This is a genomic window from Bacillota bacterium (assembly GCA_018818595.1).
In the GTDB taxonomy this organism is placed as follows: Bacteria; Bacillota_I; Bacilli_A; order Izemoplasmatales; family Hujiaoplasmataceae; genus JAHIRM01.
The window spans coordinates 1-10,749 of record JAHIRM010000025.1; the positions used below are offsets into that span (position 1 = coordinate 1).

Annotated in this window: 12 protein-coding genes and 3 tRNA genes; 14 read left to right on the top strand and 1 reads right to left on the bottom strand. The window is 30.8% G+C overall.

All coding sequences use genetic code 11. The features are described from left to right. The first annotated feature begins 48 nt into the window (after positions 1-48). The 8 genes from KJ971_04740 to KJ971_04775 all read left to right on the top strand — a co-directional run bounded on the left by KJ971_04740 (position 49) and on the right by KJ971_04775 (position 6,659). A complete protein-coding gene (locus KJ971_04740) occupies positions 49-1,716 on the top strand; it encodes a sensor domain-containing diguanylate cyclase (protein ID MBU1145146.1) in 1,668 nt (555 codons plus the stop codon). A gap of 145 nt (positions 1,717-1,861) precedes the next feature. Next, positions 1,862-2,341, top strand: a complete 480-nt coding sequence (locus tag KJ971_04745; GenBank protein ID MBU1145147.1) for an 8-oxo-dGTP diphosphatase — start codon at positions 1,862-1,864, stop codon at positions 2,339-2,341. Positions 2,342-2,371: 30 nt separating this feature from the next. After that, positions 2,372-3,322, top strand: coding sequence for a metallophosphoesterase (locus KJ971_04750; GenBank protein ID MBU1145148.1), 951 nt, complete (start codon positions 2,372-2,374; stop codon positions 3,320-3,322). Between the two features lie 135 nt (positions 3,323-3,457). Then, positions 3,458-3,736: a hypothetical protein gene (locus tag KJ971_04755; GenBank protein MBU1145149.1), complete on the top strand. Its 279-nt coding sequence runs from the start codon at positions 3,458-3,460 to the stop codon at positions 3,734-3,736. A gap of 85 nt (positions 3,737-3,821) precedes the next feature. Beyond that, positions 3,822-4,529: a hypothetical protein gene (locus tag KJ971_04760; GenBank protein ID MBU1145150.1), complete on the top strand. Its 708-nt coding sequence runs from the start codon at positions 3,822-3,824 to the stop codon at positions 4,527-4,529. 159 nt (positions 4,530-4,688) lie between these two features. Next, complete coding sequence (locus KJ971_04765; GenBank protein ID MBU1145151.1) at positions 4,689-5,210, top strand: hypothetical protein; 522 nt, start codon at positions 4,689-4,691, stop codon at positions 5,208-5,210. 161 nt (positions 5,211-5,371) lie between these two features. Then, positions 5,372-6,397: an AEC family transporter gene (locus KJ971_04770; GenBank protein ID MBU1145152.1), complete on the top strand. Its 1,026-nt coding sequence runs from the start codon at positions 5,372-5,374 to the stop codon at positions 6,395-6,397. A gap of 136 nt (positions 6,398-6,533) precedes the next feature. Next, a complete protein-coding gene (locus KJ971_04775; GenBank protein MBU1145153.1) occupies positions 6,534-6,659 on the top strand; it encodes a helix-turn-helix domain-containing protein in 126 nt (41 codons plus the stop codon). Between the two features lie 9 nt (positions 6,660-6,668). Here the strand turns inward: KJ971_04775 and KJ971_04780 are convergent, their stop codons facing one another. Further along, positions 6,669-7,532 (bottom strand): VOC family protein, encoded by an 864-nt coding sequence (locus KJ971_04780; GenBank protein ID MBU1145154.1) that lies wholly within the window; start codon positions 7,530-7,532, stop codon positions 6,669-6,671. Between the two features lie 233 nt (positions 7,533-7,765). Here KJ971_04780 and KJ971_04785 point away from each other — a divergent pair. The 6 genes from KJ971_04785 to KJ971_04810 form a co-directional block, all read left to right on the top strand. Continuing rightward, a tRNA-Arg gene (locus tag KJ971_04785) sits at positions 7,766-7,842 on the top strand. 8 nt (positions 7,843-7,850) lie between these two features. Beyond that, a tRNA-Pro gene (locus tag KJ971_04790) sits at positions 7,851-7,927 on the top strand. A 54-nt stretch (positions 7,928-7,981) separates the two neighbouring features. Further along, positions 7,982-8,055: transfer RNA gene (locus KJ971_04795), tRNA-Cys, on the top strand. A 133-nt stretch (positions 8,056-8,188) separates the two neighbouring features. Continuing rightward, the gene (locus tag KJ971_04800; GenBank protein MBU1145155.1) at positions 8,189-9,121 is read left to right on the top strand and encodes a Fic family protein; all 933 of its coding nucleotides are present in this window, start codon (positions 8,189-8,191) and stop codon (positions 9,119-9,121) included. A 420-nt stretch (positions 9,122-9,541) separates the two neighbouring features. Further along, a complete protein-coding gene (locus KJ971_04805; protein ID MBU1145156.1) occupies positions 9,542-9,970 on the top strand; it encodes a hypothetical protein in 429 nt (142 codons plus the stop codon). Positions 9,971-10,223: 253 nt separating this feature from the next. Continuing rightward, positions 10,224-10,749, top strand: a 526-nt coding sequence (locus KJ971_04810) for an AAA family ATPase (GenBank protein MBU1145157.1), incomplete at its 3' end; no start/stop codon positions are given.

The window sequence follows — 10,749 nt, forward strand, 5'->3', positions numbered from 1 at the left end:
AATGAAACAAAAGAAAAAAGCGAATAATGATAAAAAAAGGAGGATACCATGAAAATACTTTTAAGAATATATAGAAAAATTGCATATGAAATTAAAGAAATGGCTAACGGAAAAACAATTATGCATTATAACGTGATGATGGGCCTCATTTCAGCAAGTTTAATTGGATTGATCGAATTTTTTTCTTATTTTTTAGTTGGAGATAATCAAGTCTTATACAAAGTATTTTATCTTTACGCAGCATTATTAATGGTGATTCAATTTATTATTTTTCTAATCATTTATAAAAAGAATTATCAAGTGCAATCGTCGTTTTTAAAGGTAATGATAACGCTACATCCTTTTATCATCCTTATTATAGGAATCGGAATTGCTTACATAAATCAAGGCTATTCCAATCAAATCTCTTCTTTTTTGATTTCTGTTTTTGCGATTTCATTTATACAAATTTATCCTGCAAAAAATAGAATCATTTTAATGCTATTTGAAATAATACCGATTAATTTAGTTCTGTTTTTTTATCACGGGACTAGCGTATTATTCTTTGATGGACTTAGATTAACCCTTATGATGGCTATCTTAAGTTATATCTACGCGATGGTTCAATATCAATCGTTCCAAAGTAGGATTTCTTCCCTTTTAGAATTAGAGCAAGAAAACTTAAATCAAATTGAAAACATGAAAAAACTTAAAGATGTTTATGATGAATTAGAATCAAGTTATAAAATCACTGAAGCAATGATGCTTATCACAACAGAAATTCTGAAAAACGATCAATTAGATGATGTGCTGCAATTGGTTTTAGAAGAATCGGTAAAATTGATTCAAAACGCTCAAGCTGGTAGCATTTTAATCCTTTCAGGAGAAGACATGCATTTTAGAGCAGCTTATGGATATGATATTAAAATGCTTAGAAAAATCGTATTAAAAAAAGAAGATTTATTTCAATCATCATTAAAAGATGTATTTGAACCAGCTATTATCAATAATTTAGAAGTATTTAACGCTGTTCGTCTAAAAGAGGAGAAATTTAATCAATTTCAAGATATAAATGCTTTAAATGCGGTATCCGTTTTAACCTGTTCTTTTAAATTCGAAAATCAATTTTTTGGATTAATCAATCTAGATAATTTTGAGTCAGTTACTGCTTATAGCGAAAGAGATAAGTATTTGATTAAGCATCTTGCAAAGCAAGTTGAGATTGCCATAGCAATTCATAAGTTATATGAAAAAGCAATTCGACCCACAAAATATGATGAATTAACGCAAGCTTATACTAGAAGATATCATAATGAATTGCTCCTAGAAGCTGTAAAAAAGGTTGATGAAGACCATTCTCACTTGTCTATTTGCATTATTGATATCAATCGCTTTAAAGAAATTAATGATGTATATGGCCATGAAATAGGAGATCAATGTTTGACGTATTTTGCGGATTGTGTTAGAGAAAATACGGTTGAAAACATGATATTTTCCCGAATAGGTGGAGATGAATTTACTATCATTTTTTCAGATGCTAATCAAATAAAAGCGATGGGTTACATAGAAAAAATTAGATTATTCATGGAAAAGAACAAATTCCAAATTCAAGATAAATCCGAATTAATCAGATTCGCTTGTGGAATTTCTACTTATCCCGATGAAGGGAAAAATATAAAAACATTGATTAAATTAGCTGATGACCGTATGTATGAAGATAAAGCAAAAATGAAATAAATTTTATTTAATCGACAAGAACAAAGTCGTTTTTCTTTCAAAAGAAAAACGACTTTTAACTAAAAATAAAATGATTATTAGTTTATTCTTAGGGTTAAAACGTGATATAATAATAGAAAATTACTTCATGAAAAGGAAAAATATTATGTATGCATATACCCTTGGCTTTATCAAAAGAAAAGATGAAATTTTACTTGTGAATCGGATTAAAAATCCTTGGATGGGTTCTTGGAATGGAGTTGGAGGTAAAATTTCTGAAGGGGAAACACCCTTAAGTGGAATGATTAGAGAGATTGATGAAGAAACCAACATTAAAGTCACGCCAAACCAAATCAAAGACAAAGGAATTCTTACTTGGGAAAATTTTGATGCCATTGGAAATGGACTCCATATTTTTTTAATAGAAGTAGAAGATTCTTTTGAATACATAACTCCAATCAACACCGACGAAGGAATCTTAGCTTGGAAGAATATTTCTTGGATTAATAATTTTGAAAACCACGGAATTGCAGAAAATATTCCTTATTTTCTACCTACAGTTTTAGAGGAGGAAAAAAGATATCATTATCATTGTGTTTTTAAAGGAAAGTATTTAGTTTCTGTTACTAAAAAAGAAATGAATTAAGCAATTATAGAGGATGAAAGAAGGGATTATATGAAAAAAATTACCGTTGTTTTACTTTTTTTGCTGGTGTTAACATTAAGTTCTTGTCAGGAGAGTTCCAGAATCATAGAATATTCAGATGATGAACCGTTTGTCATAGAAATGAGAAACGACACGTTACAGATTTTACAACTAACCGATCTTCACTTAACCTATGGAATTGACGCTAATGACCGAAAGACATTTGCGACAATCGAAAAGTTAGTTAAAAGCACTGATTTTGATTTAATTGTTATTACAGGAGACATGACAATGTCTACGGCTGGGCCAACATTATTTTCTAAATTAATTAACCGTATGGAGGCCTTAGAAACTCCTTGGACTTTTGTATTTGGAAATCATGAGATAGAATTTCATGATTATTTTGATTTTCTAAACTTAATTAAAGATACAGAGTATTTATATTTTAAAGTGGGTCCAGAATTATCAAACGGTGGATATGGCAACTTTAGGATTACCTTCACAAAAGATGATGCCGATTTTTATAATCTCTATTTTATGGATTCACACGCTAGTCGAGAAGAGTATACCGAAGACGAAGGAGAATATGATTACATTCAATCCTCACAAGTACAGTGGTATTCAACTCACGTAGAAAATGACGTTGTCGATTCAATGATGTTTATGCATATTCCTTTACGTCAATTTATTGACGCAGAAGATTACGTAGGATTATTTAATGAAGATAAAGTATATGCACAAGGAGTCGATACTGGATTATTTGATGCGTTGGTATTAGCGAATCGTACCAAAGGTGTTTTTGTAGGACACGATCATTTAAATGATTTTTATTTCTTCTCAAGCGGCATTTATTTAGCTTATGGTCGAGTCTCTGGATACAATGCTTATGGCAATCTAGAACGAGGTGGAAGAGTCATTGAAGTAAATGAAAACAGTGAAATGTCTACCTATATTTTGCTAGAAAGTGAGGTTTCATCATGAAACTAAAAGAACGCCTTTTTCTTCTTTTTTCACTTTATTTTTGGGCCGTTTTATTATTTTGGTTTTTTGGATCTCTTTTCTTTTTTGTTTTACCGGTAAGTGGTGTATTTTATCTTTTTTTAGGAGGTAAAAAACATGCTTAGTTTCTTGGTTGGGTTTATGATTGACTCTTTTTGGATTTCTTTAATAGGAGGCACTTCTTTCTTATTTTTGTTAAGACTTGTCGTAGCTGTAAACTCAAAAGTGACGATAAAACAATTTTTATTTGTCTTGTTTATGCCATGCTCTTTAGGATTTTATTTAACTTTTCCTGATTCTTCTAGATTCAAATTGATTTATCAGTTGATATTTGTAGTCTTTTTCTTATTTACATTGATTGGAAGTGTCTTTGTTTTTTACACACACTTTGCATAAACTTTAAAAGGCTTCTTTTAAACTGATTTAAACTATGATATATTTTTATTGTAAAGTTTTCACTTTGATGGGAGGAAGTACATTTATGAAATGGATTTTAACAATATTTTTAATGTTTTTGTGCATATTCATGGTTTCCTGTCAACAAAAGACAGCTATTTTAGATGATTGTTTGTTAGATGAAACTTGTGAAGGAATTGAAAATCAAAAGATATCTTTGGATTCTTCCAATTTCTTTGATCGAGTGCGTTTAGATATTTACTCATCAGACATGAATCTCAATTTAAATGATTACACTTACTCGTTTGAAAAAACCAGTTCAAAAGCATCCACTTTAAAAATTATAATGAGTGTGCAAGACGAATTTTCTTGGGATTATCTGTCATTAAATTCGGAGTTGATGGTTGTTCTTTTCGAAAGAGGATTAGTCGATTTTATTGATCTTTCTTATGGGGTTTACATTGTACTATCCATAGAATATGGAAGTGCTTCTTATGAACTTTCTAGAATTTATTATCAAGAAGAATGGATTAATAGAATTACACTTAAAATTTTAGAAGAAGATACCCCTTTACTTGAATCTATTGAAAACAATGCAACTGCGATTTTAGACTATTTAGAAACTTTAACTCATAACCGTAGAATTACGATTGATTCCATCGATGGAAGCATAGCATTATCTTTTCAATCTGAAAACATCATTTATGTAACAAGTTCACTCGAAACAGAAGTTTCGGCTCAAGATATCATTGAAGCACTAGAAGAAAATTTACCTAATTATATTTTTGATTAATAAAAAAACAAACCTCAAATTACATGAGGTTTGTTTGTTTTATTGAGCGTAGCGTTTTTTTTAACATTAAAAACAACTATTCTTAATTTTTTACACACATAATATTGACCTATTTCTTGTAAAATGATACACTTTTCACCATAGAGAGAGGTGAAATTCATGAGTTTTAAAGAAGAATTAAAGAAAGAAAAAACAGATTTATTAAAAAACAAAAGGCCATATGAAACGGCCGCATTTATCATTTTTGCAGTACTGTTTTTACAACAAATTTCTATTTTACTTTATCGGATTTTTGATTTTATTAAGGATGCGGCAGATCCTGCAATTTCTACTCCGTGGTTTTCGACTGGAAATATTACAACCCCAGGTTTTTTTGCAAGAATTGTAACAATTGATTCATCCAAAGCCATCTTTTTGATTCTTGCCTTTTTAGCATTAATTTTATGGTATGGGCTTATTTACTTACTTGTTTTCAGGTATTGCCAAAAACACGGATATGCAAAATGGACTTGGACTACTTTAGTTGTATTTGGTCCAACCATATTCCTAATTCCTCCATACATTTTCTTTATTGTCTTTGTTTTTAGACCTTATTTTTTCCGTTTTATTAAACGAGTGGTTTCTGAATACAAAAAGTATGATGAAAGTGTACCTTTTCAAGAAGAAGAAGAGAATTCGTAATCATTTTATTTCAAGGTCATAAAAGTTAACTCCTCCTTTTTTTGGGTTAACTTTTTTTCTGAAACAAAATTCTTTTTTTCTAGAACAAGAAGTGGTAGAATATAAAAGTACTTTTCTGAATTTGTTTAGATAAAATGACAATTATGAAGGGCGAGATATAGATGGATACTTTATTATTTGCTTTAAATGCAGTTTTACCTATATTGCTATTGATTGCTCTAGGTTATTATTTAAAAAGAATTCGTTTTCTGAATGAAAACTTTTTAGTGATAGGAAATAAATTTGTTTTTAGAGTTGCCCTTCCAGCACTTCTTTATTACACTATTTATTCTATTTCCTCTATGAATGAAATCAATTGGCCTGTAGTACTCTATTCAGTAATGGCTATTATGATTTTATTTTTGATAGGGCTCATTATTTCTTTGGTTTTTATTAAGAATCCAAGACAAAAAGGAGTAATCATTCAAGCGGTTTTTAGGTCCAATTTTGCAATTATCGGAATTCCTTTGGCCGAAGCCATCGGCGGAAGTCAAGCTGTTGCTGTCGTTGCACTTGTATCTGCAATTGTGGTTCCGCTTATGAATGTGTTATCGGTCATCGCTCTTGCAATGTTTGTTAAAGAAGAAGACGCCAAAAGTCCATTCAAATCTATGCTATCTACTCTAACTAAAATTGTTAAAAACCCTTTAATTATTGGCGTAGCTTTAGGGCTTTTAACGTTATTTATTCGTTCGTTTATTCCAATTGATTCCACTACAGAACTTCCCGTATTTTCTATTAAAGATAACCTCGAATTCCTCTATTTGTTAATTAAGTGGTTAGGTCAAGTCGCTTCTCCTTTGGCTTTAATCATCCTTGGAGGAACATTTGATTTCTTTGTGATTAAACCTTTGGCAAAACAAATTGTGATTGGGACAGTTTCAAGAGTCGTCATTGCGCCACTTGTAACATTATCTTTAGCAGTTCTTTTATCAAAATATACAACGTTCTTTAATTTTACTAGTATGCATTACCCCGCTTTTATTGCGCTTCTTGCGTCTCCTACTGCAGTATCTTCTGCCATAATGGCCAAAGAAATGGACAACGATGAATTACTCGCTGTGCAATTAGTGGTTTGGACAACAACCTTTTCCATTCTTTCTATTTTTATTATCGTTGTTATTTTCCGAGCAACCGGACTATTATAAATTTTAATTATAAAAAAAGGCAATTCTTCCAAAAGAAAGAATTGCCTTTTAACTTGTAAAAGGATAGGTAGTTTGTTACTATAGGTATATTATTTTGTAAAAAACATTCCTGCTTTAATAAAATTGAGGATTTAAAATGGACCTTGGTAAAAAAATCATTGAATTAAGAAAATCAAAACACTTATCACAGGAAGAGTTTGCAAGAAAGTTAAATGTGCCATTGGTTGCTTTATTCATTCAAGTCATAATAAACATTAAATAAGAACAAAACTTACATTTTAAGTTTTAAATAAATTTCATTTTCATCAAAATCTTTTGTTTTATATCCAAAAGATGTTTCTTTCACTTCAATTTTAGCCTTTTCTAAAGCGTCTAGCGTGTTTTTTAGCAAATCACAATTGGGGTATAAAATGGTAAAGGCTTTGATATAATCTACCGAATTGGTATCTTCTTTTTTTTCAAAAGTGTTCCATGTATTTAAAGCTAAATGATGATGATAGGCACTCGAGCCTAAAAAAACAGCGCCTTTGATTTTATCATAAGTAATCTCAAAGCCGATAATATTTTTATAAAATATGGTTTGTTTTTTTAAATTAGAAACATTTAAATGAAGATGTCCTATAATTGTTTCTTGAGGCAAGGATACAAATGGTTCTAAATTTGAGGCTTCGTAGTATACTCCTGGATAATCAAAAGGAATCGTATCCATTTGTAATTCTTTAAATTCATCATACCAAAAAGAGTCATCTTTATCACAAGCAATTTCGATTCCATTTCCATCAGGGTCTCTTAAGTAAATGGATTCACTAACTAAGTGATCCGATGCACCACTTATAGGAATTTGTTTTTTAATTAAATGACGCAAGAAACTACCTAAAGCTTTTCTTGTTGGTAAAAGAATGGCAAAGTGATAAAGACTAGATGATTTTTGAACGAATTGTATTTTAGAATCTTCTTCAGTAATGATTAATAATTCATTCATTTGATCCGTCGTAAATGAAATGCTTTTATTTGTTTTTTTAAGAATTTGAAACCCTAAACTATTTGTATAAAAATCAAGAGAACCTGATAAATCTTTCACCAAAAGTTCAATTTGATTTATGATAATGGAATTTTCGTGATAGTTTTTAATCATTGTAACACTTCCTTATAAACTTATTATACTTAATAATTAAGAAAAACCATGGTAATTTGCTTAGATTTGCTTAAGGGAGTGAAAACTAGTAAAAAAAAAGAAATTAAGTAAAAAAAAGTTGCATTTTTGGTTAATGTTTGATAATATATATATCGGCCTTAAATTTCGGATGTGCAATATTTTATAAGCGGGTAGTTTTCTGGAGCATTATCCAATTCAGGACCGCATACTGTGCGCTCATAGCTCAATTGGATAGAGCGTTTGACTACGGATCAAAAGGTTTCGGGTTCGACTCCTGATGGGCGCGCCATTAGATTTCGGGAAGTAGCTTAGCTTGGTAGAGCGCCTGGTTTGGGACCAGGAGGTCGCAGGTTCAAATCCTGTTTTCCCGACCATTTGCATATCCTGTAGAGTAAGTTTTTGCTTACTCTTTTAAATTTAATGAAAAAGGACCCATAGCCAAGTGGTAAGGTACGGGACTGCAACTCCCCCATCATCGGTTCAAATCCGATTGGGTCCTCCATTAACTAGACCGGATTTGAGATTAAGTTCTCAAGTCCTTTTTATATATTTAAGTTTATAAAACTAAACAATAATGAGTGTTATGTTTGCAAAACTAAATATAATGTGATATAATACATGTGAGGTGATCGGGTATGGCAGTAAATTTTAACGGTTTATTTAAATCTTTAGAAAACAAAGATATTACATTATCAAAATTATCTGAAGATTTGAATATTTCTTCAGCAACACGAGCTAAGTTTAAAAAGGGAGAATATGTTTCTTTACAGACATTAGAGTCTATATGCAAATATTTAAATGTGAAGTTAAATGATATTGTATCATTTGTTTCTGTAGATAGTCCCCCTTTGCTATTGATGAGATTGAAAGAAGAAATGGAACATAAAATAACAGGTAGTATTTATCATGAAACACAAATACTTATGACTTATAATTCAAATCATATTGAGGGTAGCAAATTAACTGCAGATCAGACGAGATATATTTTTGAAACTAATACGATAGGTCTTGATAAAGACAAAACAATAAATATTGATGATGTCATTGAAACTCAAAATCATTTTAGATGTATTGATTATATGATTAAAACATCTTTAGAACCTATCACTGAGTCACTTGTAAAGGATTTGCATAAAATACTAAAAACAGGAACTAGTGACTCAAAATTAGAATGGTTTAATGTTGGCGAATATAAAAAGAGACCTAACACAGTTGGGGGTATAGAAACATCTAAACCAGCTGACGTCAAGAGTGATATGTCATCATTAGTAGGTTTATATGAAAACAAGCAAAGTTATTCCTTTGAGGATATCATAGAATTTCACTATATGTTTGAATGTATCCATCCATTTCAAGATGGTAATGGAAGAGTAGGCAGACTGATTGCTTTTAAAGAATGTTTGCGTCATGGGTTTGTCCCATTCACGATTGATGAAGATATCAAACTTTTTTACTATCGAGGATTGAAAGAATGGAAGAAAGAAAAAGGATTCCTATTAGATACTTGCTTAACCGGTCAAGATAAATATAAGAGGTTATTAGATATATATGAAATTGATTATAAATAGAGGCACATATATAGGGGGCTAAGTAGCATGTATTATCATGGGTCAAAAACTAAAGGAATCAAAAAGTTGATACATGATATTTCACTTCATGGCGAAAAGTGGATTGGCAGGGTTTTAGGACAATGGGTTTTGATATCATATGCTTACAAAACAAACTCCATACTAGTCACATAGCAAACTTGGTTGTGACAACCTCAAAAGTAGCACATACTTGGTTATGATAACACACGTAGTCGACACCGGATTTGAGATTTTTATCTCAAATCCTTTTTTTTGTGTTAAAATTATTCTAAGGTGAGTGGTATGAAAAAAAAGATTTTATTGTTCATTTCTTTTTCTTTAGTATTACTATTAAGTGGATGTTTTAAATAAAGAGTTGAACTATTTGATGTTCCTATAGTTCCAGATACATTTGCTTATTTGGGAGAAGAAGATATTGATTTTCTAGGTAAGACAATTACCTCATTTTCTATTACGTTTAAAGATATTAATGATACAACAGAAAAACTTGATATTTATGAACTAAATTTATTTGGAGATTTTTCATTCACAGAAATCAAATTATACAATATTGAGATTGAAGTTGCATTCGATGGTGTTATTCATGAATGTGATGCAACTTTTATGGGTATTGCAAATCCGCAGAGATCTAATGCGTATCGATTAATAGTGACAATTCCTGAACTAAATGATTTAGAAAACGATTTTCAAGTGGTTTTGGATTTTGATAGAGATAATATAAATCAAAGTAGTTTGCATAGTATAAATGTCCAAATAGTAGATGACATTAACCCAATATCCAATAAAATGGATGCAACATTTGATGTTGTTATTCAAAACAATCAATAATAAGTTTCATATAATTAAAAAGAAACTTTGTAGGAAATTGAGTAAAACTCTGTAGAACTCGAGAGATTTTAGAATAAAACTCCATAACGATAAGACATAACATTTGAACACCTGTTTATCAGGTGTTTTCTTTTTGGCGACAACGCTATAACACGTTATTGACATTGTGGCGAACAATATGACGACAATATGGCGAATGATATGTTGACAATATGGCGAATTATAGTATAATTAAAGCTAAGGTGGTGATGATATGTATTTACCAAGATTAATTGAAAAGAATATTGAAGAGAAAATTTCATACATAGGAGCAATCCAAATAGAAGGACCAAAGTGGTGTGGGAAGTCAACAACCGCAGCAAGATATGCTAAAACGATAGTGAAGTTACAAGATCCTACTGTTTTTACCAGATATCAAGTTTTTGCTTCAACGGGAAAAACAGACTTACTGTATGGTATTAAGCCTATATTATTTGATGAGTGGCAAAAAATTCCCGAATTGTGGGATTATATTAGATTAGACATTGATGAACATCAGGGGGTCGCAGGTCAGTACCTACTTACCGGCTCAACAAAACCACTTGAGGATGAAAATCGACATTCTGGCGCAGGAAGAATTGCTAAAATTATTATGAGGCCAATGTCATTATTCGAATCCAAGGAATCCTCCGGAGAGGTTTCAATTGACAAATTATTTAATGACCCAAAGTATCATGTGAGAGGAACTTCAAAATTAACAATACTTGATCAGGTGAATTTGGTATGCAGGGGAGGATGGC

What these genes read in the sequence shown, in the direction of transcription:
- KJ971_04755 (MBU1145149.1), top strand. Translation starts at nt 3,458, where the DNA reads ATGCTTAGTTTCTTGGTTGGGTTTATGATTGACTCTTTTTGGATTTCT.
- KJ971_04770 (MBU1145152.1), top strand. Translation starts at nt 5,372, where the DNA reads ATGGATACTTTATTATTTGCTTTAAATGCAGTTTTACCTATATTGCTA.
- KJ971_04765 (MBU1145151.1), top strand. Translation starts at nt 4,689, where the DNA reads ATGAGTTTTAAAGAAGAATTAAAGAAAGAAAAAACAGATTTATTAAAA.
- KJ971_04780 (MBU1145154.1), bottom strand. Translation starts at nt 7,532, where the DNA reads ATGATTAAAAACTATCACGAAAATTCCATTATCATAAATCAAATTGAA.
- KJ971_04740 (MBU1145146.1), top strand. Translation starts at nt 49, where the DNA reads ATGAAAATACTTTTAAGAATATATAGAAAAATTGCATATGAAATTAAA.
- KJ971_04760 (MBU1145150.1), top strand. Translation starts at nt 3,822, where the DNA reads ATGAAATGGATTTTAACAATATTTTTAATGTTTTTGTGCATATTCATG.
- KJ971_04775 (MBU1145153.1), top strand. Translation starts at nt 6,534, where the DNA reads ATGGACCTTGGTAAAAAAATCATTGAATTAAGAAAATCAAAACACTTA.
- KJ971_04800 (MBU1145155.1), top strand. Translation starts at nt 8,189, where the DNA reads ATGGCAGTAAATTTTAACGGTTTATTTAAATCTTTAGAAAACAAAGAT.
- KJ971_04745 (MBU1145147.1), top strand. Translation starts at nt 1,862, where the DNA reads ATGTATGCATATACCCTTGGCTTTATCAAAAGAAAAGATGAAATTTTA.
- KJ971_04750 (MBU1145148.1), top strand. Translation starts at nt 2,372, where the DNA reads ATGAAAAAAATTACCGTTGTTTTACTTTTTTTGCTGGTGTTAACATTA.